24 protein-coding genes and 2 tRNA genes are annotated in these 26,735 nt (G+C 69.5%); 12 read left to right on the forward strand and 14 right to left on the reverse strand.

The window, feature by feature from the left end:
* Positions 1–34: 34 nt before the first annotated feature.
* The 3 genes from HCR12_RS04545 to HCR12_RS04555 all read right to left on the reverse strand — a co-directional run bounded on the left by HCR12_RS04545 (position 35) and on the right by HCR12_RS04555 (position 2,919).
* Positions 35–526: a Dps family protein gene (locus tag HCR12_RS04545; protein ID WP_166869456.1), complete on the reverse strand. Its 492-nt coding sequence runs from the start codon at positions 524–526 to the stop codon at positions 35–37.
* 142 nt (positions 527–668) lie between these two features.
* Positions 669–1,289 carry a response regulator gene (locus tag HCR12_RS04550; protein WP_166869455.1) on the reverse strand — a complete coding sequence of 207 codons (621 nt, stop codon included), beginning with the start codon at positions 1,287–1,289 and terminating at the stop codon, positions 669–671.
* Between the two features lies 1 nt (position 1,290).
* On the reverse strand, positions 1,291–2,919 hold the full coding sequence (locus HCR12_RS04555; protein WP_166869454.1) for a GAF domain-containing sensor histidine kinase: 1,629 nt from the start codon (positions 2,917–2,919) through the stop codon (positions 1,291–1,293).
* A gap of 90 nt (positions 2,920–3,009) precedes the next feature.
* On the opposite strand from HCR12_RS04555, the gene HCR12_RS04560 reads away from it, so the two are divergent.
* Positions 3,010–3,837 carry a universal stress protein gene (locus HCR12_RS04560; protein WP_166869453.1) on the forward strand — a complete coding sequence of 276 codons (828 nt, stop codon included), beginning with the start codon at positions 3,010–3,012 and terminating at the stop codon, positions 3,835–3,837.
* A 214-nt stretch (positions 3,838–4,051) separates the two neighbouring features.
* Here the strand turns inward: HCR12_RS04560 and HCR12_RS04565 are convergent, their stop codons facing one another.
* Positions 4,052–5,179 (reverse strand): acetate/propionate family kinase, encoded by a 1,128-nt coding sequence (locus HCR12_RS04565; protein ID WP_166869555.1) that lies wholly within the window; start codon positions 5,177–5,179, stop codon positions 4,052–4,054.
* Positions 5,180–5,187: 8 nt separating this feature from the next.
* Positions 5,188–7,269, reverse strand: a complete 2,082-nt coding sequence (gene pta, locus HCR12_RS04570; protein ID WP_166869452.1) for a phosphate acetyltransferase — start codon at positions 7,267–7,269, stop codon at positions 5,188–5,190.
* A 125-nt stretch (positions 7,270–7,394) separates the two neighbouring features.
* Here pta and HCR12_RS04575 point away from each other — a divergent pair, with 125 nt between their 5' ends.
* The 5 genes from HCR12_RS04575 to HCR12_RS04595 all read left to right on the forward strand — a co-directional run bounded on the left by HCR12_RS04575 (position 7,395) and on the right by HCR12_RS04595 (position 15,448).
* Complete coding sequence (locus HCR12_RS04575; RefSeq protein WP_166869451.1) at positions 7,395–8,975, forward strand: cytochrome ubiquinol oxidase subunit I; 1,581 nt, start codon at positions 7,395–7,397, stop codon at positions 8,973–8,975.
* An 18-nt stretch (positions 8,976–8,993) separates the two neighbouring features.
* Positions 8,994–10,040 carry a cytochrome d ubiquinol oxidase subunit II gene (cydB, locus tag HCR12_RS04580; protein WP_166869450.1) on the forward strand — a complete coding sequence of 349 codons (1,047 nt, stop codon included), beginning with the start codon at positions 8,994–8,996 and terminating at the stop codon, positions 10,038–10,040.
* 1 nt (position 10,041) lies between these two features.
* The gene (gene cydC / locus HCR12_RS04585; protein ID WP_166869449.1) at positions 10,042–13,359 is read left to right on the forward strand and encodes a thiol reductant ABC exporter subunit CydC; all 3,318 of its coding nucleotides are present in this window, start codon (positions 10,042–10,044) and stop codon (positions 13,357–13,359) included.
* Between the two features lie 64 nt (positions 13,360–13,423).
* Positions 13,424–14,779: a sensor histidine kinase gene (locus tag HCR12_RS04590; protein WP_166869448.1), complete on the forward strand. Its 1,356-nt coding sequence runs from the start codon at positions 13,424–13,426 to the stop codon at positions 14,777–14,779.
* 42 nt (positions 14,780–14,821) lie between these two features.
* Positions 14,822–15,448: a response regulator transcription factor gene (locus tag HCR12_RS04595; protein WP_243841859.1), complete on the forward strand. Its 627-nt coding sequence runs from the start codon at positions 14,822–14,824 to the stop codon at positions 15,446–15,448.
* Positions 15,449–15,648: 200 nt separating this feature from the next.
* On the opposite strand, the gene HCR12_RS04600 is transcribed toward HCR12_RS04595, so the two are convergent.
* From HCR12_RS04600 to HCR12_RS04610, 3 genes are all read right to left on the reverse strand, one after another.
* Positions 15,649–15,831, reverse strand: a complete 183-nt coding sequence (locus HCR12_RS04600; protein WP_166869447.1) for a DUF2510 domain-containing protein — start codon at positions 15,829–15,831, stop codon at positions 15,649–15,651.
* A gap of 274 nt (positions 15,832–16,105) precedes the next feature.
* A complete protein-coding gene (locus tag HCR12_RS04605; RefSeq protein ID WP_166869446.1) occupies positions 16,106–16,309 on the reverse strand; it encodes a cold-shock protein in 204 nt (67 codons plus the stop codon).
* A 116-nt stretch (positions 16,310–16,425) separates the two neighbouring features.
* A complete protein-coding gene (locus tag HCR12_RS04610) occupies positions 16,426–17,496 on the reverse strand; it encodes a fatty acid desaturase family protein (RefSeq protein ID WP_224763707.1) in 1,071 nt (356 codons plus the stop codon).
* A gap of 223 nt (positions 17,497–17,719) precedes the next feature.
* Between HCR12_RS04610 and HCR12_RS04615 the strand changes: the two genes are divergently transcribed.
* Positions 17,720–19,249 (forward strand): MFS transporter, encoded by a 1,530-nt coding sequence (locus HCR12_RS04615; RefSeq protein ID WP_473964513.1) that lies wholly within the window; start codon positions 17,720–17,722, stop codon positions 19,247–19,249.
* 74 nt (positions 19,250–19,323) lie between these two features.
* Here HCR12_RS04615 and HCR12_RS04620 read toward each other — a convergent pair whose 3' ends face one another.
* Positions 19,324–20,160, reverse strand: a complete 837-nt coding sequence (locus HCR12_RS04620; protein WP_166869444.1) for a hypothetical protein — start codon at positions 20,158–20,160, stop codon at positions 19,324–19,326.
* A gap of 113 nt (positions 20,161–20,273) precedes the next feature.
* Positions 20,274–20,347, reverse strand: a tRNA-Gly gene (locus HCR12_RS04625).
* A 209-nt stretch (positions 20,348–20,556) separates the two neighbouring features.
* On the opposite strand from HCR12_RS04625, the gene HCR12_RS04630 reads away from it, so the two are divergent.
* The 3 genes from HCR12_RS04630 to HCR12_RS04640 all read left to right on the forward strand — a co-directional run bounded on the left by HCR12_RS04630 (position 20,557) and on the right by HCR12_RS04640 (position 22,680).
* Positions 20,557–20,631, forward strand: a tRNA-Pro gene (locus HCR12_RS04630).
* 40 nt (positions 20,632–20,671) lie between these two features.
* Positions 20,672–22,042: a trigger factor gene (tig, locus tag HCR12_RS04635; protein ID WP_166869443.1), complete on the forward strand. Its 1,371-nt coding sequence runs from the start codon at positions 20,672–20,674 to the stop codon at positions 22,040–22,042.
* Positions 22,043–22,164: 122 nt separating this feature from the next.
* A complete protein-coding gene (locus HCR12_RS04640) occupies positions 22,165–22,680 on the forward strand; it encodes a DUF1697 domain-containing protein (protein WP_166869442.1) in 516 nt (171 codons plus the stop codon).
* Between the two features lie 110 nt (positions 22,681–22,790).
* Here HCR12_RS04640 and HCR12_RS04645 read toward each other — a convergent pair whose 3' ends face one another.
* Complete coding sequence (locus tag HCR12_RS04645; protein ID WP_224763677.1) at positions 22,791–23,273, reverse strand: tetratricopeptide repeat protein; 483 nt, start codon at positions 23,271–23,273, stop codon at positions 22,791–22,793.
* A gap of 130 nt (positions 23,274–23,403) precedes the next feature.
* Here HCR12_RS04645 and HCR12_RS04650 point away from each other — a divergent pair, with 130 nt between their 5' ends.
* Both HCR12_RS04650 and HCR12_RS04655 read left to right on the forward strand, forming a co-directional pair.
* Positions 23,404–23,991 (forward strand): ATP-dependent Clp protease proteolytic subunit, encoded by a 588-nt coding sequence (locus HCR12_RS04650; protein ID WP_166869441.1) that lies wholly within the window; start codon positions 23,404–23,406, stop codon positions 23,989–23,991.
* 58 nt (positions 23,992–24,049) lie between these two features.
* On the forward strand, positions 24,050–24,718 hold the full coding sequence (locus HCR12_RS04655) for an ATP-dependent Clp protease proteolytic subunit (RefSeq protein ID WP_370589342.1): 669 nt from the start codon (positions 24,050–24,052) through the stop codon (positions 24,716–24,718).
* A gap of 76 nt (positions 24,719–24,794) precedes the next feature.
* On the opposite strand, the gene HCR12_RS04660 is transcribed toward HCR12_RS04655, so the two are convergent.
* The 3 genes from HCR12_RS04660 to HCR12_RS04670 all read right to left on the reverse strand — a co-directional run bounded on the left by HCR12_RS04660 (position 24,795) and on the right by HCR12_RS04670 (position 26,721).
* Positions 24,795–25,403, reverse strand: coding sequence for a copper resistance CopC family protein (locus HCR12_RS04660; protein ID WP_166869440.1), 609 nt, complete (start codon positions 25,401–25,403; stop codon positions 24,795–24,797).
* Positions 25,403–26,065 carry a YcnI family copper-binding membrane protein gene (locus tag HCR12_RS04665; RefSeq protein WP_166869439.1) on the reverse strand — a complete coding sequence of 221 codons (663 nt, stop codon included), beginning with the start codon at positions 26,063–26,065 and terminating at the stop codon, positions 25,403–25,405. The genes HCR12_RS04660 and HCR12_RS04665 overlap by 1 nt, the downstream gene beginning before the upstream one ends.
* A 71-nt stretch (positions 26,066–26,136) precedes the next feature.
* Positions 26,137–26,721, reverse strand: coding sequence for a hypothetical protein (locus HCR12_RS04670; RefSeq protein ID WP_166869438.1), 585 nt, complete (start codon positions 26,719–26,721; stop codon positions 26,137–26,139).
* Between the last annotated feature and the right edge of the window lie 14 nt (positions 26,722–26,735).

Raw genomic sequence — 26,735 nt, forward strand, 5'->3', positions numbered from 1 at the left:
CGCTCGCGCGACGCCCCTTCTCACATGCGTGCTGTCACTCAGCCACGTGGGCGAACAGGAACCAGCGGTCCTTCTCGAGCCCCGCGGCGATCTCGATCGCGACATCCTGCGAGACGAGGTCGAGCTCGTCGAGCTCGTCGATCGCGGTGCGGACGACCGCGAGAGTGGCATCGATGCCGGCGATCACCTGGGCGATCACCTGGTCCGCCTGCTGGAAACCTGCGGAGAGCTTCGGGGTCGTCGTCTTCGCGGCGACCGTCTGGATGCGCGCGTCGAGCGGCAGGCCGAGGGCCACGACGCGCTCAGCGGCGAGATCCGCGTAGCCCTGCGCGTGCTCCACGACGGTGTCGAGGAGCTCGTGCACCGCCTGGAAATTGGCACCGCGCACGTGCCAGTGCGCCTGCTTGCCGTCGACGGCGAGCGCCTGCAGGTTCACGACCACCGGGCCGAGGAACTGGGCGACGCCCGAGGTGACATCCGGGTCGATCGAGCTCGTCGGGATGGACGTGATCTTCGCGTCGGTCATGGTGTGTCTCCTCTTCCTGGCCGACAGGTCGGCCGTGGTCGAGTTCAACGCTACTCAGGCTGAGACATTCCGCAACGTAGTTGAGGCTTGCCTGACCTGGGGTTAACACCGACGCTCCCGAGCGGCGGCTCGGGCTGCGGGGTCAGCGGCGGTTCTCGAGCCCGTAGACAGCGGCCTGGGTGCGGCGCTCCATGCCGAGCTTCGCCAGCAGCCCCGAAACGTAGTTCTTGACCGTCTTCTCGGCGAGGCCGAGACGGTCGCCGATCTGCCGGTTGGTGAGCCCCTCCGTGATGAGGTCGAGCACCTGGCGCTCACGCAGCGTGAGCTCGGGGTCGTCGGGGTGAACAGCGCTGAACGACTCCGCCACGGACTCGCTCACCCGCGGCGACATGAGCGTGCCACCCGCCGCCACCCGACGGATTCCGTCGACCAGGCCGCGCGCGCGGATGTCCTTGAGCACGTAGCCCGACGCCCCCGCGAGCACCGACGAGCGGCTCGCCTCGTCGTCGTCGTACGCGGTCAGCATGATGCAGCGGATGTCGGGACGAGCGGAGCGGATCGCACGGCACAGCTCGATGCCGTCGCCGTCAGGCAGACGCACATCCAGCACCACGACGTCCGGGTTCGTGAGCTCCACCTTGGCGACCGTGCCGCGCACCGTCCCCGACTCGCCCACGATCTCGAGATCGCGCTCGGCGTCGATGAGATCCGCGATGCCGCGGCGCACGATCTCGTGGTCATCGACCAGAAACACTCGGGTCATTTCAGCTGCTCCTCACGGTGCGGATCGGCGCGGACCAGCGCACACGGGTGCCGCCTCCGGGTCGGGGGCCGAGCACGAAGTCGCCCCCGCGGGCGCGTGCACGGTCGTGGAGATTGCGGGTGCCGCTCGCGCGCGACACCGTCGCGGAGATGCCCACGCCGTCGTCATCCACGGCGACGGTCACGGCATCGTCATCGACTGCCACTGACACCTCGACGCGCGACGCGTTCGCATGGCGGGCGGCGTTCGCAAGCGATTCGCGCACGACCGCGAGGACATCGTCGGCGAGCGAACCCACGACGAGCAGATCCACGGGGCCCGCGAACGTGAGCAGGGGAGGGCTGTCGAGCCCGGCCGTGGCATCCGTCGCGACATCGAGCAGACGGTGACGCAGTGCGCCGTCGGAGCCGCGGCGCGTGGTGAGCGCGAAGATCGCGGTGCGGATCTCGCCGATCGCGGCGTCGATGGCATCCACCTGGGTGCCGATCTCGTCGGCGATCTGCGGGGCGCGCGCGCCGAGCGCCTGCAGAGAGAGGCCGGTGCCGAAGAGGCGCTGGATGACATGGTCGTGCAGGTCCCGTGCGATGCGGCTGCGCTCCTCCACGAGCGCGAGACGCTGGCGGTCGGCGCGGCCCTGCGTGAGCGCGATCGCGACACCCGCCTGCAGCGCGAACTCCGCCGCCATCTGGCGCTCCGCGTCGGTGAAGCGAGGGGCGTCGGTCGAGCGGTACACCGCGAGGGCGCCGAGCACACGGTCTCCTGACCGCACGGGGAGCGCGATCGCCGCACTCGGGCCGTCGCGCACCACCGACTCGCCCAGGTCGCTCGCCTCCGTCGACGCGAGCGCGCCCGTGCTGATGGCACGACCCGAGAGGGTGTTGGCAGCGGGGTAGCGTCGCCCGACGAGCGACTCGGCTCCCTCGCCGCGCGCCGCATCGACGCGCAGCATCCGCTCGTCGTCCTCGATGCCGTCGTCGACGATGACGCAGACGAGCTCCGCATCCATCGCCGAGCCCACCCGCTCCGCGAGAACGGCGAGCACATCGACCGTGTCCTCCGAGAGGAGCGCAGCGGTCACCTCGGCGAGAGCCGTCGACCAGCGCGCGCGCCGCAGACTCTCGTCGTAGAGGCGTGCGTTCTCGATCGCGATGGCAGCGAATGCGGCGAGCGTCGACACGAGCTGCTGGTCTTCGTGCGAGAACTCACGCCCGCCATCCTGATTGGTGAGGTAGAGGTTGCCGAACACCTGGTCGCGGATGCGGATCGGCACCCCCAGGAACGCGTCCATGTGCGGGTGGTGCTTCGGGAAGCCCGCCGATCGGCGATCGTCAGCGAGGTGGGGCAGGCGGATCGCCTCACCCGAGTCGATGACAGCGCCGAGCAGACCATGCCCTTCAGGCAGATGGCCGACCGCCTCCACCTCGCCCGGCGCCATTCCGACGTGCACGAACTGCTCCAGACCGCCATCCGAGCCGATCACCCCGAGTGCGCCCCAGCGCGCATCGACGAGCTCGACAGCGGCGGTGATGATGCGCTCGAGCAGCGTGGCGAGGTCGAGCGCGCCCACGACATCCGGAACCACCTCGAGAAGACGACGCAGGCGGTACTCGCGGGCTTCCGAGGTGGGCATGATCCCATTCTCCCGCGTTCGGAGTGATCGCGCGCGCCACGGGACCTTCGACCCGGGTGCCGACGCTGTGCGGGTGCGAGGCTCGATGCCATGGCTGAGTCCTCTGCGTCCCCTGCGGCAGCCCGCTACATCGTCGGAGTCGACGGTTCGGTGCCCTCCTACGCCGCCCTCGATTGGGCAGGGCGTCACGCGCGCGACGAGGGCGCGACCGTCGTCCTGGTGCACGTCGCGGACCCTGAACCGGATGCCGAGGAGGGCGACGGCGAGATCGATGCGTGCGCGGCGGGGCGCGAAGTGCTCGCGGCGGCGCGCGCACGGATGACGGAAGCCTTTCCGGAGGTCGGCGTCGAGACGCGCATCCTCACCGGTCCGCCCGCGTGGGCCCTCGCTGAGGCCGCAACCGAAGGCGACACCCTCGTGATCGGCACCGGCAAGACGGGCTACGTCACGGGGCGGGTGCTCGGATCGCGCAGCGTGCAGATCGCGCTCGCCGCCCCCGGCACGGTCGCCGTCATCCCCGAAGGCGACCCGCGCCTGCGCTCCGGTGTGATCGCCGGCATCGATCGCGCCGAGACGGCAGCTCGCATCGCCACCTGCGCGGCATCCGAAGCGCGCGACCGCGACATGCGTCTGACGCTCGTGCACGCCATCAAGCCCGAGGGCGCCCACGCGGCGCGCGCAGGCGACGACGGACCGCTCGCGGTCGCGGCCGACGCGGCGCGGTCAGCGGGGGACCACCTCGAGATCCGCTCGCGCGTGTCGACGCGTCCGCCCGCCGAGGCGCTTCTCGACGCGAGCCGCAGCGCCGCTCTGCTCGTGGTCGGACCCGGTGCCACCGAGCCGCACCGCTCGCCGCTCGGCTCGACGCTGCACTCTGTGCTGCTGAACGCCAACGCGCCCGTGCTGGTCGTGCGCTGACGCTCGCCCCCCCCTGCCCGCATCCTGACCGCGCGCGTCCGGCCCGCGCCCCGCGCCCCGCGCGCCCGCACGGGTCCATATGCGACCCCTCTCGGGAGTGCCCGCTGTGAGGGGTCGCGAATGACGAGTGACACGCCGTCGAATCGGTCATTTGCGACCCCTCACCCAGAGGAGAGGCGCGGAGGGGCAGTGGCCCAGGGAAGCGGGCACCGGATCAGGCGCTCGCGGCCTCCCGGGTCTCCCGCGCGATCTCGAGCTCCTCGTTCGTCGGCACCACGAGCACGGATGTCGGGCAGCCCTCGGGGGAGATGAACCGAGGTCCGGATCCGGGGCCGTCGTTGCGCTCCTGGTCGATCTCGAGCCCGAGGAAGTCGAGCCCCGCGACAGCACGCCGCCGGATGTAGCTCGAGTTCTCGCCCACGCCGGCCGTGAAGACGAGCGCGTCGATGCCGCCGAGCGAGGCCGCATACGCCCCGATGTAGTGGCGCAGCCGGTGCACGTACACGTCGAGCGCGTGCGCGGCCGTCATGTCGCCCACATTCGCGGCGGCGACGAGTTCGCGCATGTCGGAGCGACCCGAGAGCCCGAGGAGACCGGACCGCTTGTTGAGCAGATCGTCGAGCTCGGCGATCGTGAATCCGTGCTCGCGCGCGAGGTACAGCGGGATCGCGGGGTCGATGTCGCCCGAGCGTGTGCCCATCACGAGCCCTTCGAGCGGCGTGAGGCCCATCGAGGTGTCGACCGAGCGTCCGCCCTGCACGGCCGCCGCCGAGGCGCCGTTGCCGAGGTGCAGGACCACGAGCTTGAGGTCGGGGTCGCCGTCGCGACCCAGCAGCTCGGCCGCGGCCTTCGACACGTAGCGGTACGAGGTGCCGTGGAAGCCGTAGCGCCGCACACCGGTGCGTGCGGCGACCTCCAGGTCGATCGCGTAGTCCCGCGAGGCGGGCGCGATCGTCGCGTGGAAGGCCGTGTCGAACACGGCCACATGGGTCAGGTCGGGCAACGCCGCGCGTGCGGCGCGGATGCCCGCGAGGCCGGGAGGGTTGTGCAGGGGAGCGAGGTCGGAGATCGCCTCGATGCCATGCTCGACGTTGTCGTCGATGACGGTGGCGTGGATGAAGTGCGGGCCGCCGTGCACGATCCGGTGCCCCACGGCGTCGATGCGGATGCCCTCGAGCTCGGCGAGCACCACCCGGATGCCGGCGTCGTGGTCGGGGATGTCCGATCCGGCGACGCCGATCCGCTCCACGAGCCCCGACGCGAACACGTCTCCCGTCTCGACGTCGATGACGCGGTACTTGATCGAGCTCGACCCGACGTTGAGGACGAAGACGTTGCGGATCTCGCTCATCATGCGCTTTCTGCCTGGATCGCGGTGATCGCGATGGTGTTGACGATGTCGCGCACGAGTGCGCCGCGGGACAGGTCGTTGATGGGCTTCGCGAGACCCTGCAGCACCGGACCCATGGCGACGGCGCCCGCCGAGCGCTGCACGGCCTTGTAGGTGTTGTTGCCCGTGTTGAGGTCGGGGAACACGAAGACGGTCGCGCGACCGGCGACCTCCGATCCCGGCATCTTCGACGCGCCCACCTTCGGGTCGGCGGCGGCGTCGTACTGAATCGGTCCTGCGACGGGCAGCTCGGGGGCGCGCTCATGCACGATCGCGGTCGCGGCGCGCACGCGCTCGACCTCGGCACCGGATCCGGATTCGCCGGTCGAGTACGACAGCATCGCGACGCGCGGCTCGATGCCGAACTGCGCGGCCGTCGCCGCTGACGACACCGCGATGTCGGCGAGCTGCTCGACTGTCGGCTCGGGGATGACGGCGCAGTCGCCGTACACGAGCACGCGATCCGCGAGCGCCATGAGGAAGACGCTCGACACGACCGAGACACCCGGTGCGGTCTTCACGATCTCGAAGGCGGGGCGGATGGTGTGAGCTGTCGTGTGCTTCGCGCCCGACACCATGCCGTCGGCGTAGCCGAGGTGCACCATCATCGTGCCGAAGTACGACACATCGGTGACGATCTCGCTTGCGCGGTCGAGCGTGACGCCCTTGTGGGCGCGCAGTCGCGCGTACTCCTCGGTGAACCGCGGATGCAGCTCCGGGTCGTTCGTCGCGAGAACGCGCGTGTCGCCGAGGTCGAGCCCGAGCGCCGCCGCACGGGCCCGCACCGCGTCCGGGTCGCCGAGGATCGTGAGGCGCGCGATGCGGCGCTGCACGACGATCGCGGCAGCCTCGAGGATGCGGTCGTCGTCGCCTTCGGGCAGCACGATGTGCTTGCCGGCAGTCCGCGCGCGCTCGACGAGCGTGTGCTCGAAGCGGATCGGGGTCATGACGCCCGTCGTGGGAAGGCTCAGCAGTCGCACGAGTTCGCCCGCATCGACGTACTCCGAGAACAGCGTCAGAGCGCGCTCGTGCTTGGCGGGGGAGTCGGCGGCGAGTCGGCTGCGCGCCTGCGTGATGCGCACCGCGGTGTCGAAGGTGGAATGCGGGGTGCGCGCGATGGGCAGCGCGAGACCGAGCCCGTCGACGAGGCGTTCGATCTGCGGATTGAGCTCGAAGCCGCCGTTGAGGATGACGCCGTTGAGCGCCGGGAAGTTCTGGGAGAGCTGCGCCGCCAGCGTGCCCACGAGCGCATCCGATCGGTCACCGGGAATGACGACCACGCCGCCCGGCACGAGCCGCGGCAGCACGTTCTCGAGGGACATCGCCGCGATCGTGGTGCCCATGACGGGCCGCTCGAGCCCGGCCTCGTCGCCACGCAGCAGCTCCGCCTCTGCGGATTCGAACACCGTGCGCAGCAGGGGCGCGGTGAGCTCGGCATCCTCGGCGATGGCCCACGCCGGCAGACCTGTCGCCGAGGCGACGGCGGCCGCGATCTCGCCGACCGCTTCCGGGGCCGCGCGGTTCACGACGATGGCGAGCACCTCCGCGTGCTCCTCACGCAGCTCGCTGAGCGCGATCTGCGCGATCTCGACGCACTGCTTCGCGTTGCGCGCCACGGCGCTCTCGGGCACCAGCCCGCCCGTCACGAGCAGCACGGGCGCCGCGAGGTTCGCCGCGATGCGTCCGTTCATGGACAGCTCGGTGGGCGTGCCGACATCCGTGTAGTCGGAGCCCAGGATGAGCACGGCGTCGCACGCCTCCTCGACATCCGCGAAGCGCTCGACGATTCGAGCAAGCGCCTCCTCCGGATCCGCGTGGAGCGTGTCGTAGTCGACGCCCACGCAATCCTCGTAGCTCTGGCCCGCGCTCGCGTGCGCGACCATGAGTTCGAGGACGTAGTCGCGGGCCTCGCCTGCGCGCACGATCGGGCGGAAGATGCCCACGCGCGCCACGCTCGATTTGAGCGTCTCGAGGAGACCGACCGCGACCGTCGACTTGCCGGTGCGCCCTTCGGCGCTCGTGAGATAGATGCGTGTGGACACGCTCCCACGGTACGCCAGCTGACTATCTCACGTGTTGGGACCTTCGACTCTGAAAAAGGGTCGCGCGACAGGCGGAAGCTTGTTGCGATCGGTCGCACCCGCGCGGCCTGAGTTGAAGGAGAACCGTGGATCCGCTCGAGATCGCCCGGTGGCAGTTCGGCATCACGACCGTCTACCACTTCATGATGGTGCCCCTGACCTTGGGGCTCGGCATGGTGGTGGCCGTCCTGCACACCATGTGGGTGCGCACCGCCGATGAGAAGTGGCTTCGGATGACGAAGTTCTGGGGGAAGCTCTACCTCGTCAACTTCATCATGGGTGTCGCAACCGGCATCGTGCAGGAGTTCCAGTTCGGCATGGCGTGGAGTGAGTACTCCCGCTTCGTCGGCGACGTCTTCGGCGCACCGCTCGCGATGGAGGGTCTGCTCGCGTTCTTCGTCGAGTCGACGTTCCTGGGTCTCTGGATCTTCGGATGGGATCGCCTTCCGAAGAAGGTGCACCTCGCGACCCTCTGGCTCGCCGTCATCGGCTCGTGGGGCTCGGCCTACTTCATCCTCGCGGCGAACTCGTGGATGCAGCACCCCGTGGGCATCGAATTCGTGAACGGCAAGCCCGTCCTCAACGACATCTGGGCGGTTCTCACCAACAACACCGTGCTGGCGGCCTTCCCGCACACGATCGCCGGTGCGATCGCCGTCGCCGGCGGGTTCCTCGTCGGCATCGCCTGGTACCAGCTGTGGCGTCGCCGCAAGGACGGCATCGACACCGTCGATGCGAAGGGCCGCGTCATCGTGGGCGAGGCGACCGACATCCCCGGTCGTGACAAGAAGGACCACTCCGTCTGGATCACCTCGATGCGGATCGGCGGCGTCGTCGCGATCCTCGGCTTCGGGGCCGTCGCGATCACGGGCGACATCCAGGGCAAGCTCATGTACGAGCAGCAGCCGCTCAAGATGGCCGCGGCCGAAGCCGCCTGCCACAGCGGCACGAGCTTCTCGGTGCTGTCGATCGGAAAGCTCGGTTCGCAGAACTGCGATGAGGTCGTTCCGATCATCGAGATCCCCGGTGTGCTCTCGTACCTCGCGAAGGGCGACTTCACCACCGAGATGCCGGGCCTGAACGAGCTCATCCCGGAGTACGAGGAGAAGTACGGCACCAACCTGCCGGACAACCCGCTCTACGGTGAGCGCGCCGGCCAGAAGATCGACTACATGCCGAACCTCGAAGTCACCTACTGGGGCTTCCGCATCATGATCGGCTTCGGCGCGATCGCAGCCTTCGCGGGTGCCGTGGCGCTGTGGCTGACGCGCAAGGGCACCGTGCCGACCTCGAAGCCGCTCATGCAGCTCGCGATCTTCGGCATCCTCGCGCCCTTCGGCGCGAACGCGGCCGGCTGGGTCTTCACCGAGATGGGCCGCCAGCCCTTCGTCGTGGCGCCCAACCCCAACCCGAGCGGCGTCGACGGGGTCTTCATGTTCACCGCCGCCGCGGTGTCGCCCGGTGTCGACGGACGAGAGATCGTGTTCTCGCTCGTCGCGCTCGGTCTCGTGTACCTCGCGCTCATGGTCGTCGAGGTGTTCCTGCTCGCGAAGTTCGTCCGAGCTGGCATCGCCGGCGTCATGCCCGAGAAGTTCACCGACCCCAACGAGCCCGGCGACGGAGACGGCGACGCGGATCGCCGCGACGTCCTCGCGTTCGCGTACTGAGCTAGGAGTACAGAAGAGATGGATGCACTTCCCGTCGTCTGGTTCATCGCCATCGCGGTGCTGTGGATCGGATACATCCTGCTCGAGGGCTTCGACCTCGGTGTGGGCATGCACATGCTGTTCAGCGCTCGCAATGACAAGGATCGTCGCGTGATGCTCAACTCGATCGGCCCTGTGTGGGACGGCAACGAAGTGTGGCTGCTCACCGCAGGTGCCGCCACCTTCGCAGCGTTCCCGTACTGGTACGCGTCGCTGTTCTCGACCCTCTACGTGCCGCTCACGCTCGTGCTCCTCGGACTGATCTTCCGTGCGGTCGCGATCGAGTACCGCGGCAAGGTCGTCGCGCAGAACTGGACGCTGTTCTGGGACCGCTCGATCGGCATCGGCAGCCTGGTGGCGGCCTTCGGCATCGGTGCGGGCCTCGCCCTCACCACCACCGGTCTTCCGATCGACGCGAACGGCGACCGCGTGGGTGGACCGTTCGTGTGGCTGACGCCGGAGGCCGTGCTCGGCGGTCTCGCGCTCGTCGGGTTCTCGCTCGTCCACGGCGCGACGTTCCTCGCGCTCAAGACGGATGGCCCCGTGCGCGAGCGGATGAATCGCCTCGTTCCGCGTCTCGCGCCGATCGCCCTTCTGCCGATCACCGCCTGGGCGGTGCTCATCGAGGTGCGCACCGGCGGCAACGCGCTCAGCTGGGTCCTGCTCCTGCTCGCCGTCGCCGCGGTGCTCATCGGCTACCTGTTCTCGCTCCGCGGGAGCGAGGGGCGTGCCTTCACGGGCTTCGCCGCCTTCGGCTTCTTCGGCGCCGGATCGATCTTCGCCGGGGTGTTCCCTGTGGTCTTGCCTTCGACGCTCGATCCCGCGTTCGACCTGACGGTCTGGAACGCCGCGAGCGGCAGCTACACGCTCGGCGTCATGACCGTCGTCACCGGGTTCGCCCTGCCGGTGGTGCTCGGCTACCAGGCATGGTCGTACTGGGTGTTCCGCAAGCGGGTCTCCCCGAACCACCTGCCCGACGCCCACGACGCGGTGCCCGCCGTGCGTGCGGCCACCCGCGCCAGCTGACATGACCGACACGCTTCTGCGACGCCGCCCGGATCTCGGTCCGGGCGGCGTCCGTCACCTCGTCCCCGTCGCCTTCGCCGCCCTCGTGGGCGCGATCGGCATCATCCTCGTCGCCGAGTCCATCGCTCGGCAGATCGCAGCCATCGCCGAGGGCGCCGACCCGGCGGAGTGGCTCCTCGTGGGCGCGATCGGCGTCGTGCTGCGTGCGTTCGGCGTGTGGGCGCAGGGCGTATTCGCCCGCCGCGCCGCCATCCGTGCCAAGTCCGCCCTGCGGCGCGACCTCGTGGCGCGCATCGCCGCGGGGGAGCCGACCGGCGGCGGCACCGCTGTGCTCGCCACCGAGGGCCTCGACGCCCTCGACGACTACTACGCGGTGGCCGTTCCCGCGATGATCACCGCGGCCGTCGTGCCGCTCGCGACCGGCGCCCGCATCCTCGGCGCCGACCTCATCTCGGCGATCGTGCTCGTCTGCACCATCCCGCTCGTGCCCGTGTTCATGACCCTCATCGGCATGCACACGCGCGACACCGTCGACCGTGCGACCGATGCCCTCACGCGCCTCGCCGACCACCTCGTCGAACTCGCGCGGGGTCTGCCGGTCCTCGTCGGACTCGGGCGCCTCGAGGAGCAGCTCGACGCTCTCGATCGCATCCAGAAGGATTACCGCTCCCGCACGATGGCGACGCTGCGCACAGCGTTCCTGTCGGCACTCGCCCTCGAGCTGATCGCCACCATCTCGGTCGCGATCATCGCTGTGTTCCTCGGCATGCGCCTGCTGTCGGGCACGGTGGGGCTCGACACAGCCCTGCTCGTGCTGCTGCTGGCCCCCGAGTGCTTCACGGCGCTGCGTGACGTCGGCGCCGCCTTCCACTCCTCGCAGGACGGTCTCTCGGCGCTCGCGCGCATCCGCGGGCTCCTCGCCGATGGGCGAGCTGCCGCGACCCCCCGCCCCGGCCCGCCCGCGCTGCAGGAAGTCTCTGTGCGCTACCCGAACCGCGAACCGGTGCTCACGCAGCTCACCCTGCGCCCCGTGCCGGGCCGCATCACCGCCGTCACCGGTCCCAGCGGATGCGGCAAATCCACCGCGCTCGCGGCGCTCGTGGGGGCCCTGCCCGCCGACGCGGAGGTCTCGGGTGTCGTGACGGGGGATCCGTCGTTCACGGCGTACGCCGCCCAGACCCCGCGCTTCGCGGAGGAGACCCTCGCCGACGAGCTCGCGCTCGCGGGTGCCGACCGCCCCGCAGCGGCAGCGCTCGCCGGCGAACTCGGACTCGCCGGACTTCTCGATGCACCGCTCGCCGAGCTGAGCCCCGGCGAGCAGCGCCGCGCGGCGCTCGCCCGCGCCTTCGCCCGCGTCGACGATGGGGCGTGGCTGCTCGTGCTCGACGAGCCGACAGCGCACCTCGACGAGGCAGCCGCGGAGCTCGTCCGCGACGCGATCCGCGCCCGCGCCGACCGTGTCTCGACGGTGCTCGTGACCCACGAGCCGCGCACCCTCGCGCTCGCCGATGAGGTCGTCGCGCTGCACGCCGATGCGGATGCGGATGCGGATGCGCGCCCCGACATGGCCGACGCGCCCGAGGTCGCACCGCTGGCTGCTGAGAGCTCCCTGGCACGCGATGCCGCGGCGGCTCGCGGCGACGCCCGCAGCGGCGCGGCGCTGCGCACCGTGCTCGGCTTCGCGCCGTGGCGCTGGGTGGGCGCCGCCATCATGGCCACGCTCACCTTCCTGCTCGGCATGTCTCTCACGGCCGTCTCGGCGTGGCTCATCGTGCGCGCCGCCGACATGGAGCACATCATGTACCTCCTGGTCGCGATCGTCGGCGTCCGAGCCTTCGGCATCGGTCGTCCGATCGCGCGGTACGCCGAGCGGCTGCTGTCGCACAGCGCCGTGTTCCGCGCGACCGATGCGCTGCGGTTGCGGCTGTGGCGTCGCATCGCCGCTCACGGTCCTGCGATGCGCGGGCTCCTCGGAGGCGGTGCAGCACTCGACGTGCTCGTCACCGAGCCCGCGGAGCTGCGCGACCAGCTGCCGCGCGTCATCCCGCCGCTCGCCGGAGGCATCGCGGCGACGCTCGCTGTCGGCATCGCGACGCAGCTGCTCGCCCCCGAGCTCGCGCCCGTCGTCTGGACAGTGCTGCTCGCGACCGCCGCCGTCGCGGCCGTCGTGTCGCTCGCGACCGCTCGCCGGACCGCGCGCGAGCGGGTTGAGGTGCGTGCATCGCTCGTGCGCCGCATCGCGGCTCTCGGCGATGCCGCAGACGAGCTGCGCGCGGGCGGCCTCGCCGACCGTGCTCTCGCCCGCATCGACGAAGCCGGAGAGCGCCTCAGCAGATCCGAACGACGCACCGCCTCCGCCGACGGTCTCGGCGGGGCCTTCGCGATGCTGGGCTGCGCCGGGCTCGCCGTCGTCGTCCCCGTGCTGTCGCCCGCGAGCCTGCCCGTCGAGACGGTCGCCGTCGTCAGTCTTCTGGCGCTCGCGCTCGTCGAGGGCATGAGCGGCATCATCGGCGCGGTACGGCGCATCCCGACGCTCACTGCGGTGCTCGCCCGGCTCGCGCCCGTGCTCGATGCACCGGAGGAGATCGGCGGGGACCGCCAGCTCGATGGTCCTGTGTCGCGCCTCGAGCTCCGCGGCCTCGCACGCGAGCTGCCCGGTGCGCAGGCGCCGCTGTTCCGCGACGTCGATGCCGAGGTCCACCCGGGTGCGCGGCTGCGCATCGACGGCCCCTCCGGCTCGGGCAAGTCCACCCTTCTGGCGATGATCATGGGGGCCCTGCGCCCCGACGCCGGGGCCGTGCTCGCCGACGGGATTCCCGTCGCCGAACTCGACCGCGCGTCGTGGAGCCGCCACGTGGCATGGTGCCCCCAGGAAGCGCATGTCTTCGACTCGACGATCCGCGGCAACCTGCTCATCGGTCGTCGGCGCGACGAACCCGTCGACGACGAGGAGATGGAGTCCGCGCTGCGGCAGGCAGGGCTCGGCGAGCTCCTCGCCGCGCTGCCCGACGGTCTCGACACCCGAGTCGGGCGCGCGGGGCGCGCCCTCTCGGGAGGCGAGCGGCAGCGACTCGCCGTCGCTCGGGCCCTCCTCAGCCGCGCGGAGCTGCTGCTCCTCGACGAGCCGACCGCCCACCTCGACGAGCCGACCGCGCGGGCGCTCATGGGTGACCTGCGTGCCGCGAGCCGTGACCGGCTCGTCGTGCTCGTGAGCCACCGCGCCGACGACTGGAACCGTGACGACCGCGTCATCGCACTCGGCCAAGCGGAAGCGGGGAGCACGACCACCGGGCCCGTGGCCGTGCGCCACGGGGGTTGACCCCACCCTCGACACGTCAGGATCCCGGATGCCGCCCGCGCGCAGCATCCGGGATGCTGGTGTCATGACCGCAGTTCCCGCTCCCACGACCCGACGCCGAGGCTACGGCGACTTCTGGAAGGGACTCCTGCCCGAGCTCGGGTTCCTGCTGCCCCAGCTGCCTGTCGTCGTGATCGGGTTCACCGTGCTCCTCACGGTCTTCGTGGCGGGCGTCGGCATGATCCCGATCATCGTCGGTGTGCCGATCGTCGTGCTCGCGCTGTTCATCGCGCGCGGGTTCGGCATCCTCGAGATCTGGCGACTGCGCGGTGCGAAGTTCCCGGCTATCACTCCGCCCCGCTGGGACCGCCGCGCCCCCGGCAAGGGCACGAGCGACTGGCTCAAGCTCATCGCCCCCACGATCGACGGTCATTACTGGCTCTACCTGCTGCACGGCCTCATCGTGAACCCCATCGTCGGCATCGTCACGTGGACGCTCACGATCGTGTGGCTCTCGATCGGACTCGCGGGCACCCTCTCCGTGCTCGCCCTCACCCCGCTCAACCAGGACGGCCTCGGGTTCATCGTCATGGGCTGGCTTCCGGATGCCGCCGCCATGATCGGCCCGAGCGCCGCGGTCCCCGTGCTCACCGCGATCGGCGTCGTCTTCCTCGCGGCCCTCCCATTCGTCACTCACGGGCTCGTGTGGGTGCACCACGCGATCGCCAAGGGCATGCTCGCCGCTTTCCGCTCCGAAGAGCTGCGCGAGAAGGTCGCCGACCTCTCCGCCTCCCGCACCGCCGCCGTCGCCGCCGAAGGCGCCGCCCTCCGCCGCCTCGAGCGCGACATCCACGACGGCCCGCAGCAGCGCCTGGTGCGCATGCAGATGGACCTCGCTGCCGCCGAACGTCAGCTCGACAAGAATCCGGAGGCCGCGCGCACCCTCATCGCCGAAGCGCGCACCCAGTCCAAGGAGGCGCTCGAGGAGCTCCGCGCCCTCTCGCGCGGGTTCGCGCCCCCCATCCTGCTCGACCGCGGACTCGTCGCCGCGCTCGAATCGCTCGCCGTGCGCTCGCCGCTGCCCGTGCACATCGAGAACATGCTGCCTGCGGGGTACGTGATCCCGGCTGAGTCGGCGCGCAACGCGTACTTCATCGCAGCGGAAGCGCTCACGAACGTCGCCAAGCACGCCCACGCGCAGAACGCCTGGGTGCGCCTCGAACTGCACCGCGCCCCCAATTCCGAGTGGGTCGAGATCATCGTCACCGACGACGGGCGCGGGGGAGCGGCCGCTCTCGACGGCCACGGACTCGCCGGCATCGACGAGCGCGTGCGCGGACTCGGCGGCGCCGTCGAGGTGCGCAGCCCGATCGGGGGCCCGACGCACGTCATCAGCCGCGTGCCCGTGCTGGGCGTGCTGCCCATGATCATCTCAGGGTGACCGCGGATCGCTAGCCTGGGGGGTGTGAACGTGCGTGTAGTGGTGGCAGACGATTCCGTGCTTCTGCGCGAAGGGCTCGTGCGCGTGCTCGAGGAGGCGGGGCATGAGGTCGTCGGCGCGTACGGCGATGCCGTCGAGCTGCTCGCCCACGTGAACGACCTGGCCCCCGAGCTCGCGGTGCTCGACGTGCGAATGCCGCCCACCTACCGCGACGAGGGTGTGCGCGCCGCGATCCGTCTGCGCACCGAGCGTCCAGGGATGGGGATCCTTCTGCTGTCGCAGTACGTGGAGGTCGCCTACGCCCAGGAGCTGCTCGGATCGGGCGGCGGGGGAGTCGGCTACCTCCTGAAGGACCGCGTCGCCTCGCTCGACGAGCTCACCGACGCCGTCGACCGCATCGCGTCGGGAGGCACCGTGCTCGATCCCGAGGTCGTCGCGCAGCTCATCGGGCGGCGCAACGACCCGCTGTCATCGCTCACCCCGCGTGAGCGTGAGGTGCTGCAGCTCATGGCGGAGGGGCGCAGCAACGCCGCGATCGCCAAGGACCTGTTCATCGGCGTCGGGGCGGTCGAGAAGAACGTCACCTCGATCTTCACCAAGCTCGGTCTTGAAGACTCGGGCACCGATCACCGCCGCGTGCTCGCGGTGATCGCGTGGCTGCAACGCTGATCTGCTGGCTGCGCCCCTGATCGCCGGGCCGCGGCGGATGCGGTCGACAGGCAGGTGTCGACGCGCGGGCGGATCTGATGATCAACGCCCGCGCGCCGACTGATGAACAATGCACCCACCCGTCAGGTGCACCGGTCATCGGTGTTGGGTATCGCAGGTGTACCCGGGGGTCCGGTGCGTTGCACCGGAGTCGATGGCCGTCAGGCGACGGATGTCCGCCAGGCGCGGACGGATTCTGCTGTCGAACTGTGGATCTCGGGGCGGTTCTCCTGGATGTGGTTGGTCCAGGCGACGCCATTCCACCAGCGCAGCTGGGGGATGCCGAGCGGATCGCGGTACCAGCCGGCGGGGGCGCCCGCCGATGAGGGGGTGACGATGTTCATGAATCGCTCCTGGGGGGACGGGTGGCCGCGGGTGGGGTTCGAGCGAAGCGGCTGACGCGATCATATTGCCCCCCGAATGCGGGGTGCAAGAGGCAATTGCGCACGTGTGGAAAACCGCGAGATCCGCAACCTCCCTCTTCCGAGAATCGTGCGAGACGGTCGCTGTCCGGGTGGGCATCGACCATCTCGCAGGATCCGCGGGGGAGCGGGTGTGAGGTGCTGAGGGCATGCAGAAGGGGCGGGAGCTGAGCCCCCGCCCCTTCCGTGAAACGACTTACGCCGCGGCGATGTTCGATGCCTGCATGCCCTTTTGGCCAGGCACGACGTCGAACGAAACCCGCTGGCCGTCGTCGAGGCTGCGGTGGCCGGACCCGACGATTGCCGAGTAGTGCGCGAAGAGGTCGGCGCTGCCGTCATCGGGGGCGATGAATCCAAAGCCCTTTTCAGCGTTGAACCACTTCACAGTTCCGGTGGTCATTATGTGTTCTCCTATTTATTCGTTGACATCCGCGGTGGCGGCGACGAGAGTCACAGCCCGATGATTTCCGGCGGATGCATCCGGTGACGGCGAACCGTCTCGGATGTCTATGGGGGTCAGGCGCGGCGGTACTGCGCCAGCAGGTGGCAGACGAAGGGATCGCGTGCCGCGAGGCCGACCTTGTGCATGTACTGCACGACGTGGACATTAGCGCGGAACATGTTCATCTCGGTGTAGCGGATGTTGTTCGCACGGCAGTACTCACGCACCAGCAGGCGCGCCTTCGGGAGCTGCGGCCGGGCCATGTTCGGGAAGAGGTGGTGCTCGATCTGGTAGTTGAGTCCGCCGAAGATGCTCGACGCCACCCATCCGCCGCTGATGTTGCGCGAGGTGTGCACCTGCTTGGCGAAGAAGTCGAGCTTCTCGTCGGCGGGAACGATCGGCATGCCGATGTGGTTCACCGCGAAAGCGGTGCCGAGGTAGAAGCCGAAGACGGCCATCTGCACGCCGAGGAACGCGAACGCCATGCCGAGCGGCAGGAACGTGAAGAGCACGCCGAGGTAGACGGCGAAGCGCAGGGTGATCATCGACAGCTCGAACCAGCGACCCTCGACGGGTCCGCGGCGCAGGAGCGAGCGGATCGAGTGGTAGTGCAGGTTCAGGCCCTCGAAGGCCATCAGCGGGTAGAAGAGCCAGCCCTGGCGACGCGTGACCCAGGCGAGCAGACCGCGCTGGGAAGCGGCGGACTCGGGGTGGAACGCGATGGTGTCGACCTCGATGTCGGGGTCTTTGCCGATGCGGTTCGGGTTGGCGTGGTGACGGGTGTGCTTCGTCATCCACCACTGGTAGCTCATGCCGGCGCCAAGGGTGATGAGGAGGCGGCCGAGACGGTCGTTGGCGGGGCCCGAGCTCAGCACCTGGCGGTGCGAGGCTTCGTGGCCGATGAAGGCGATCTGGGTGACGATGATGCCGAGGGCGCCCGCCATGAGCAGCTGGAACCAGCTGTCACCGAGCAGGATGAAGCCCGTGATGACTCCGCCGAGGGCGAGCGCGAGGCCGCCGAGGAGGAGGAAGTAGAAGAGCTGGCTGCGCTTGAGCAGTCCGGCTTCCTTGATCTGCTTGGAGACCGTGGTGAAGGCACGGGCCGGGTCGACTGTCGCGCCGTTGCGAGGCGTCGTGGTCCGGATGCGCCCGAGGGCGGGTGTTGCCGGGGAGATAGTGGAAATAGGCCTATCCGTCCGCTTGGTGGCCCAAGTGGGCCGAGATGAGAAGCCAAGGGCGGGATTGCCATTCGACTTGATTCACCTTACGGGGTGCCATATGCGTTTGCGGTGTGAGGCTCGATCTTTTGGCATGAATCACAGGGAATGGGCGGTTTCGAGTAAGATCCTTGATCTGTCCCACACCAATGTGGGGGCGGTTGCGCGTGAGAACTCCGCGCGATCCGAGGCTGGAAACCTCCGGCGTCTTCATCGTCTGAAGCCTGGAGGTTTCACTATTTCTGCGTTCCGCAACTCGGCAACCGCGCGCTGGTGGGCGCTCGCTGTCCTCGCACTCACTCAGCTCGTCGTCGTGCTCGACGGCACGATCGTCGCCATCGCGCTGCCCCAAGCCCAGCAGCAGCTCGGCATGGGCGACGGCGAGCGCCAGTGGGTCATCACGGCCTACACGCTCGCCTTCGGCGCGCTCCTGCTGATCGGCGGCCGCATCGCCGACTACTGGGGCCGCAAGCGCACCTTCATGGTGGGCATGGTCGGATTCGGCATCGCCTCGGTCTGGGGCGGCCTCGCACAGACGGGGCTCGAGCTCATCCTCGCCCGCGGAGTGCAGGGCGCCTTCGCCGCGCTCCTCGCGCCTGCCGCGCTGTCGATGGTGACTGTGCTGTTCGCACACGGACGCGAGCGCAACATCGCCTTCGCCATCTGGGGTCTCGTCGCGGGAACCGGAGCCGCAATCGGCCTGCTGCTCGGGGGACTGCTCACCGAGTTCGCCGACTGGCGCTGGTGCCTGCTCGTCAACATCTTCTTCGTCGCCATCGGTCTCATCGGCGGGTGGCTGCTGCTCGACGAGTCGACGACCGAAGGCGACAACCGCTACGACATCGTCGGCACGATCCTCATCACCGCCGGCCTCGGCGCACTCGTCTACGGCTTCACCCTCGCCGAGCACGGCTGGGGCTCGCTCGACACCATCGGCTTCATCACCCTCGGTGTCGTGCTGATCGTGGTCTTCGGATGGAGCCAGACGCGAATCGCGCAGCCGCTGCTTCCGCTGCGGGTCATCCTCCACAAGGTGCGCGGAGGCGCCCTCATCGTGCAGGCGATCACGGGCGCCACGATGCTCGGAGCCATGCTCTACACGAACTTCTACATGCAGATCGTGCTCGGCATGAGCCCGCTGTGGACGGGTGTCGGCAACGTCGTGATGACGGTCGCGATCGTGCTCATGACCCCGGTGAGCACCAAGATCCTCGGACGCTTCGGCCCGCGCTGGCTCATGGTCGCCGGCCCCGCGATCGTGGCGGTCGGGCTCTTCATGTTCGCGGGTGTGCAGGCCGACGGCAGCTACTGGACGCACGCGCTGCCCGGGTTCGTCGTCATGGGAATCGGCTTGTCGGGAATCTTCGTGCCGCTGCAGAACCTCGCTCTCGCTGGCGTCGAGCCTCGCGATGCGGGTGTCGCATCCGGTGTCGTCAACTCCGTCTTCCATGTCGGTGGGGCGCTGGGCCTTGCCGTGTTCACCGTCGCCTACACCTCGGTGTCGTCGAATGCCCTCGGCGAAGGCGCCACGACGCTCGTCGCGTTCACGAGCGGCTACTCGGCGGCATTCGTGATCGCAGGCGTCGCGATGCTGCTCGCCGCCCTCACCGCGTTGGCCCTCATCCGCGGCACGAAGGAGCAGCTGCTGCCCTCGGTCGAAGCGGTGCCCGCTGGCCACTGAGCCGAGTGCGAGACCGGACGCCCGTGTCGTCTCCGTGGGGGAGAGCGGATGCGGGCGTCCTCATCCCCGTGTCCTCAGCCGCCGCATCCGGGGCGGTTGGCGTCGAACGAGCACTCCGTATAGAAGCTGAGATCGGGCTCGGGGGCCGGAGGCGGATCGAACCGCCCCTGCGGAACCTGCAGCACGAGCGCGATGGCGATCACGACCGGCACCAGGATCCAGCTGGTGATCTTGAGACCCCGTTGCTTCGCGACTGTCGCGAGCACGGCCGCGGCGAGGGTGGCGGCGACCGCGATTCCGGCGGTGACGAGGTACCGGATCCCCGTCGCTCCGAACGGCTCGGGTTCGACCACGTTGACGTTGAAGAGTCGGAAGTGGACCTCGAACCACTGGGAGAACAGCGCGATGGTCGCGACGCCGCCGACGATCAGCGCGAGGGCAGATCCGGGCACGAGGGCTCGGTCACGACGCGGCCCGGGCGAACGGACGCGGCCCGAGATCGCCCAGCCGATGACCGCGCACACGAGCATCGCCACCGCGTCCAGTGCGAAGGGGATGGCGAGCAGAAGGAAGAGGAACCCCGCGTCGTCGAAGGTCAGCGCGGGAAGGTACTCGATGACGGATGTCCCAAGCGCTGCGAACGGAGCCGCCGCGATGCTGAGCCCCCGCGCGACGCGCGGCGGCGCGAGAGCGACGAATGCGGCAGTGAGCGCCGCCCACGCGAGGCCGCGCCACCCGACGTCGATGAGGAGGGCGAGAGCTGTGGCGCCCCCGAGTGCGCCGGGGGACATCACCAGTGTGAGCAGCAGCTTGCCGAGGAAGAGGGCGGCGACGCCCGCCGTGACCGCGATCACGGCCGTGCGCCAGCGGGATCCGGCGACGGGAGGCGCCTGAATGAGACCTTGACTCATGTTCGGAGCGTAGGGGGCGGACGTGGCGCTGCGGAAGCCGGGGGTGTCGTGAGCGGGATTCGCTCCATCAACACGAATGCCCTGCCAGCGACCGGTGGTCACTGTCAGGGCGATGGAGGGGATGACGGGAATCGAACCCGCGTAATCAGTTTGGAAGACTGAGGCTCTACCATTGAGCTACATCCCCGGCGCCTCGATCTCTCAAGGCAACGCCTCCACTCTAGCGCAGGCTGGGATCCCCCTCGTGCACGTCCCCGGCTCGACGCACACGCGGCAGCATCATCCGCGGGCATGCGCCCGGCATCGTGCGGCTAGACTGTGCGAGGCCGTTTTTTCGGGTGGAATCTGCTTCGGCACAACCATCCGCACGCCGGCGGCTTCACCACTTGCGGCCTCCGGGGCGTAGCTCAGCTTGGCTAGAGCGCCCGCTTTGGGAGCGGGAGGTCGCAGGTTCAAATCCTGTCGCCCCGACGGAACATCAGCGAAACAGAACCCCAGGAGATATATCCCCATGGTCACGACGACCGTCGAGAAGCTCTCGGCCACGCGCGCCAAGCTCACCATCACGGTGACCCCCGAAGAGCTCAAGCCCTCGATCGATCACGCTTACGAGCACATCGCCGAGCAGGTCAACATCCCCGGCTTCCGCAAGGGCAAGGTGCCGCCCGCGATCATCAACCAGCGCGTCGGCCGCGCCGAGGTGCTCAACCACGCCGTCTCCGAGAGCCTGGAGCGCTACTACCGCGAGGCCGCCAACGAGGAGAAGCTGCGTCCCCTCGGACGCCCCGAGGCCGACGTCGTGACGTGGCCCAGCGAGAAGGACTTCTCGGGCGACCTCGTCTTCACCGTCGAGGTGGACGTGCGTCCCGAGTTCGAGATCCCGAAGTACGACGGCCTCAAGGTCGAGGTCGAGACGGCGAAGGTCGGACCCGATGAGGTCGAGGCCGAGCTCGAGAACCTGCGCAGCCGCTTCGGCACGCTCGTGACCGTCGACCGCCCCGCCAAGAAGGGCGACTTCGTGCAGCTCGACCTCGTCGCCACGATCGGCGGCACCGAGATCGACACCGCGAGCAACATCTCGTACGAGCTCGGCTCTGGCGAGCTCATCGACGGCATCGACGACGCCATCGAGACCCTCACGGCCGGCGAGTCGACGACGTTCGAGTCGGAGCTCGTGGGCGGCGACCACCAGGGTGAGAAGGCGCAGATCGCCGTCACCGTCAACGCCGTCAAGGAGCGCGAGCTTCCCGAGGCCGACGACGAGTTCGCCCAGATCGCGTCGCAGTTCGACACCATCGGCGAGCTCCGCAAGGACGTCAAGGAGCAGCTCGAGAAGTCGGCCGAGTTCGGCCAGGCAGTCGCCGCGCGCGACAAGCTCGTGGAGATTCTCGTCGAGAAGGCCGAGATCCCCGTTCCCCAGGGCCTCATCGACGACGAGGTGAACCGTCACCTCGAGAACGAGGGTCGCCTCGAGGACGACGAGCACCGTGCCGAGGTCGCCGCCGAGTCGGAGGTCGTCTTCAAGCGCCAGCTCCTCCTCGACGCGATCGCCGAGGCCGAAGAGGTCAAGGTGAGCCAGAACGAGCTCACGTCGTACCTCATCCAGGCTTCGCAGCAGTACGGCATGGAGCCGGGCGAGTTCATCCAGGCTCTCGGCCAGTCGGGCCAGATCCCCGCCATGGTCGGCGAGGTCGCACGCTCGAAGGCTGTCGCCGTGGCGCTGTCGAAGGCCACGGTCGTCGACGAGAAGGGCAAGGCCGTCGACGTCTCCGCCCTCACTGTGCCGCTGCTCGGCGATGGCTCGGATGACTCCGAGATCATCGAGGAGTCGGACCTCGTCGGCACCCCGGAGCACGACGACCACGAGGGTCACAACCACTGACCTGAGCTGAGTCTCACGACCTGAGGGGTCGCAGATCACCATCGACACGGCGTGTCACCGGTGATCTGCGGCCCCTCAGGCGTTCCCCCGGGGGTGTCGCGGCGCGCGCGTAGGGTGACGGGATGCGGTACGCGATCCTGCTGCGCGGCGTGAATGTCGGCGGCGCCACCATGAAGATGGCCGGGCTGCGTGACGTCCTCACGAGGGCGGGGTTCGCGGATGTCGCGACGGTGCTCGCATCCGGGAACGCGCTCGTCACGAGCGGCGACGCGGCATCCGAGGTGAAGACCCGCGTCGACGACGCGCTGCGCTCCCACTACGGCTACGAGCCGCACGTGCACATCGTCGACCTCGACGCGCTGCGGGCGATCGCCGACGCGTACCCCTTCGAGCGCGGCCGCGACGGCTGGCACGACTATGTGCTGTTCGCACCGGAAGCGGCGGTGCGCGCCGAGATCCTGCGCGTCGACCTCGATCCCGCGCTCGAGCGCGCAGCGGAGGGCGCGGGCGTCGTCTACTGGACGGTGCCGAAGGGCGAGACCCTCGGCTCGCGGCTCGGCGCGCTGATCGGCAAGCCGGCGCTCAAGCCGCACCTCACGAGCCGCAACCTCAACACGGTCGAGAAGCTGCTGCGCTGACCGCTCACCCGCGACATCCCGGTGCCCGCTGGGGGGAGGGGTCGCAAATCACCGCCGACACGCCGCATCAACCGTCATTCGCGACCCCTCACCGGAGGAGAAACGGGCAGTCAGCCCTCGAGCAGGTCGTCGGCGTAGGAGCGCACGGAGCCCGTGTAGCGGGGGAGGTGCGGAGCGAGCGTGTGCAGGAGGGCCACGACGGCCTCGCGCGGGCGCCCGGCATCGACGAGGGCGAGCGCCGCGAAGGCGACCGCGGCGTCCGCGAGCGGGTCATCATCCGGCCGCCCGGCGAACTCATCGCGCAGCAGCTCGAGCGACTCCTCCGGCCTGCCGAGGTTGCGCACCGTGCTCGCGAGCTGGATGACGCACTGCGCCCGCTCGGCATCCGGAAGCCCCGCCTCGAGCGCGGCGCGGTAGAACTGCTCGGCGCCCGCCTGATCGTCGGTCGCATCGCGCGCTCCGCCGCGCTCGAACAGCGCGACCGGGTCATCGGGATGGTCGGCTGCGATCTCGTCGATCCGCCGCACCAGCTCCACGTCGCCGAGCTCATCCGCCTCGGCCCATACGGCTGCGATCTGCTCCCGCCAGTCCATGATCCGAGGCTACGCGCCGCGGCACGCACTCTGCCCACGGCGAACACGGACGAGCCGCGCGCCACCTCCCCGGTAGATTCGACAACGGACATCGAGGCCCTGTCCTCGAATAGAACAAGGAGTTCCTCACATGGCTGAACCGGCATTCGCGCCGAGCGTCTTCGACCGTCTCCTGAAGGACCGCATCATCTGGCTCGGCTCGGAGGTGCGCGATGAGAACGCGAACGAGATCGCGGCCAAGCTGCTTCTCCTCGCTGCCGAGGACCCTGAGAAGGACATCTACCTCTACATCAACAGCCCCGGCGGTTCGATCACCGCGGGTATGGCGATCTACGACACGATGCAGTTCATCCCGAACGACGTCGTCACGGTCGGCATCGGCATGGCGGCCTCCATGGGTCAGCTCCTGCTCACGGCGGGCACCAAGGGCAAGCGCTACATCACCCCCAACGCGCGCGTTCTCCTGCACCAGCCGCACGGCGGATTCGGCGGCACGGCCTCCGACATCCAGACGCAGGCCGCGCTCATCAACGACATGAAGCAGCGCCTCGCCGCGATCACGGCCGCCGCAACCGGCAAGTCGATCGAGCAGGTCAACGCCGACGGTGACCGCGACCGCTGGTTCACCGCGGAAGAGGCCCTCGAGTACGGCTTCGTCGACCACATCCGCTCCTCGGCCACGGATGTCGTGGGCGGCGCGGGCACGGAACAGAACTAAGCGCGAGAGACGAAGGAACCCACGAATGGACACCCCTACTTTCATGGCCGGCGGCGACATGCTCGACCGCATGCCCTCATCGCGCGCTCTGCCCTACGGCGCGCCTGAGTCGCGCTACATCCTCCCCACGTTCGAGGAGCGCACGGCCTACGGCTTCAAGCGCCAGGACCCGTACGCGAAGCTCTTCGAGGACCGCATCATCTTCCTCGGTGTGCAGGTCGACGACGCCTCGGCGGATGACGTCATGGCGCAGCTGCTCGTGCTCGAGTCGCAGGACCCGGACCGCGACATCGTCATGTACATCAACAGCCCCGGTGGCTCGTTCACGGCCATGACGGCGATCTACGACACGATGCAGTACATCCGCCCGCAGATCCAGACGGTCGTCCTCGGCCAGGCAGCCTCGGCTGCCGCGGTGATCCTCGCGGCGGGCACGCCCGGCAAGCGCCTCGCGCTGCCGAACGCGCGCGTGCTCATCCACCAGCCTTCGGTCGGCGAAGCCGGACGCGGTCAGGCGTCGGACATCGAGATCCAGGCGAAGGAGATCCTGCGCCTGCGCACGTGGCTCGAGGAGACCATGTCGCGCCACTCGAACAAGACGGTGGAGCAGGTGCACACCGACATCGAGCGCGACCGCATCCTCACGGCGCCGGAGGCGCTCGAGTACGGCCTCATCGACCAGGTGCTGACGAGCCGCAAGTCGCTCCCGGCACTCACGAAGGCCTGATCAGCAGATCACGAAGAAGCGCCCCGGTGGATCTCCACCGGGGCGCTTCTCGTTGCGCGATGCTGCGGTCTGTCGGTCAGTCCGTCGGGCGACGCCGTGTCGCGAGGAGCGCGACGGTCACACCGACGGCGATGATGAGCACCGCACCCACGATCCACAGCACGTCGCCGACCGCGATGGGTGCGGCATCCGCCTCATGGTGGGTTTCCCCGGATTCGTCGGTGGCCGCTGGCGCGTCGTCGCCGCACCGCGGCGCCTCGGCCGAGCCGGTGGCGGGCTCGAATTCACCTGTCGGCGCCCACTCGAACGGGATCGCGCCCCCCACGGTGTGCCCGTCGGCCGAGACGACCTGCCATTCGAGCGTGTAGCTGCCGGCTGTGCCGAGGGCTGCGGGGGTGCTCACGGTCGTGTCGAGGATGTCGAGGCAGCCCGTGCCGTAGTACTGGCCCGACGCATCCGACACGCGCAGCGCGAACGCGGAGGTGCCCGCCTCGGTCAGCACGCGTTCGTTGAGCGTCACCGAGAAGTCACGCGGAAGCTCGGTGAGCGTCTCGCCTTCGCTCGGGGTGGATGCGACGAGCTGGCTGTGCGCCCACGCGGGAGCGGACGCCGTCGCCGCGAGCGCGACCGCGGCGAGCACCGCCACGCTCGCGCCTGCGAGACGCGACCGGTGTGCGCGCGACATCATCCGGCCTTCTGTGTGCGGCGTGCCGTCACACCGACGATGAGGCCGATGACGCCCACGAGCACGCCGGTGATCGCGATGATGCGCGCCACGAGGTCATCGCCGCCCGTCTCGGATCCGGTCGATGCGCTCGCCGTGGCCTCGTCGGCGTGCTCCGCCGCAGCTCCGTGGTCGTGGTCGTGTCCGGCGCCCGTCGCTTCGCTGAGGATCACGGTGGGCACCTCGTCGCCCTCCCAGGTCTCGGTGCCCTCCGCGCAGGTCTGGGTGACGGGGAACTCGACGGCGTCGCCGGCTTCGCCGTCGGGCAGCTGCAGCGAGAGCTCGAACGCGTCGCGGTAGCCGTCTGCGAGGCCCGCGCCGATCGCCGTGTAGGTGACGCTGTCGACGCGGTCGTCGACCATGTTCTTCGTCACGGTCCAGTTGGGGTTGATGGTGGGCGTGACCGAGGCGATCGTGTCGGGGATGTCGATGTCGACGACGAGGGTGGGGGAGCCTTCGCACCCGTGCGGAACGCTGAAGGTGACGACGGTGTGGGAGCCTGCCGCAGTGCTGGTCGCGCTCGCGGTGACGTGAGCGCTCGCGCCGGCGGCGGGGATGAGAGCCAGGGCGAGCGCACCGCCGAGGGCGGTGGCGGATGCGGCGAGGGTGCGGGTCGTGGTCATGGGTGTCCTCCTGGACGAGAGTCGGGATGTGCGGATGCGCGCGCCCGAACGACTCATCACACGAGGACGAGTCAGGCGCCGAGGAGGACGGGTGGGCCGCGTCGGGCGATCGATGAGCCGAGAACCGACTGCGGCCGAGGCATGGGCCGCGACGCGACGAGCGTGCGCGGTACAGCGACAGGCTCGGGGCGCACGCCGAGGGCGCGCACGATGAAGCCGCCGACACGGGCGATGAGCGCCCACACGAGCGCTTCGAGGCGTCGCAGGTAGGCGACGGTGAGCACTCCCGCGACGAGGTGCGCCATCCACATCGCCATGCCGCCCTGGGCGACGGCATCCGCGGGAGACGTGATGATCGCGGCAGCCGCGTGATGGTGCCCGGCGGTGGAGACGACGGTGCCGCCCGTGGAAAGCAACGAGAACACGAGGTGGAAGGCCAGCTGTGCGATGCCGACGCCGACGACGGTGCGCACGAGAGATGTGCGGCGGCGTCCCACTGCGGCGACGCCCACGGCGCTCGCGAACACTCCGCCGAGCACGAGCGCGAGCGTTCCCGGAACGAGGCCGCCTGCCCAGGTGTGCGAGAGCGCGGCGAGCAGGGTGGCGACGGAGCCGAGCACCATCCCGCGCAGCAGGCGCGACGCTCTCGACTCCATAGCCTCAGCGTAAT

The sequence above is a fragment of the Salinibacterium sp. ZJ70 genome, assembly GCF_011751865.2.
Lineage (GTDB): Bacteria > Actinomycetota > Actinomycetes > Actinomycetales > Microbacteriaceae > Homoserinibacter.

Bases quoted from the DNA above. Each gene is read 5' to 3' on its own strand.
- HCR12_RS04545 (WP_166869456.1), bottom strand. From the start codon at position 526: ATGACCGACGCGAAGATCACGTCCATCCCGACGAGCTCGATCGACCCG.
- HCR12_RS04550 (WP_166869455.1), bottom strand. From the start codon at position 1,289: ATGACCCGAGTGTTTCTGGTCGATGACCACGAGATCGTGCGCCGCGGC.
- HCR12_RS04555 (WP_166869454.1), bottom strand. From the start codon at position 2,919: ATGCCCACCTCGGAAGCCCGCGAGTACCGCCTGCGTCGTCTTCTCGAG.
- HCR12_RS04560 (WP_166869453.1), top strand. From the start codon at position 3,010: ATGGCTGAGTCCTCTGCGTCCCCTGCGGCAGCCCGCTACATCGTCGGA.
- cydB (WP_166869450.1), top strand. From the start codon at position 8,994: ATGGATGCACTTCCCGTCGTCTGGTTCATCGCCATCGCGGTGCTGTGG.
- cydC (WP_166869449.1), top strand. From the start codon at position 10,042: ATGACCGACACGCTTCTGCGACGCCGCCCGGATCTCGGTCCGGGCGGC.
- HCR12_RS04590 (WP_166869448.1), top strand. From the start codon at position 13,424: ATGACCGCAGTTCCCGCTCCCACGACCCGACGCCGAGGCTACGGCGAC.
- HCR12_RS04600 (WP_166869447.1), bottom strand. From the start codon at position 15,831: ATGAACATCGTCACCCCCTCATCGGCGGGCGCCCCCGCCGGCTGGTAC.
- HCR12_RS04605 (WP_166869446.1), bottom strand. From the start codon at position 16,309: ATGACCACCGGAACTGTGAAGTGGTTCAACGCTGAAAAGGGCTTTGGA.
- HCR12_RS04620 (WP_166869444.1), bottom strand. From the start codon at position 20,160: ATGAGTCAAGGTCTCATTCAGGCGCCTCCCGTCGCCGGATCCCGCTGG.
- tig (WP_166869443.1), top strand. From the start codon at position 20,672: ATGGTCACGACGACCGTCGAGAAGCTCTCGGCCACGCGCGCCAAGCTC.
- HCR12_RS04640 (WP_166869442.1), top strand. From the start codon at position 22,165: ATGCGGTACGCGATCCTGCTGCGCGGCGTGAATGTCGGCGGCGCCACC.
- HCR12_RS04645 (WP_224763677.1), bottom strand. From the start codon at position 23,273: ATGGACTGGCGGGAGCAGATCGCAGCCGTATGGGCCGAGGCGGATGAG.
- HCR12_RS04650 (WP_166869441.1), top strand. From the start codon at position 23,404: ATGGCTGAACCGGCATTCGCGCCGAGCGTCTTCGACCGTCTCCTGAAG.
- HCR12_RS04655 (WP_370589342.1), top strand. From the start codon at position 24,050: ATGCTCGACCGCATGCCCTCATCGCGCGCTCTGCCCTACGGCGCGCCT.
- HCR12_RS04660 (WP_166869440.1), bottom strand. From the start codon at position 25,403: ATGTCGCGCGCACACCGGTCGCGTCTCGCAGGCGCGAGCGTGGCGGTG.
- HCR12_RS04665 (WP_166869439.1), bottom strand. From the start codon at position 26,065: ATGACCACGACCCGCACCCTCGCCGCATCCGCCACCGCCCTCGGCGGT.
- HCR12_RS04670 (WP_166869438.1), bottom strand. From the start codon at position 26,721: ATGGAGTCGAGAGCGTCGCGCCTGCTGCGCGGGATGGTGCTCGGCTCC.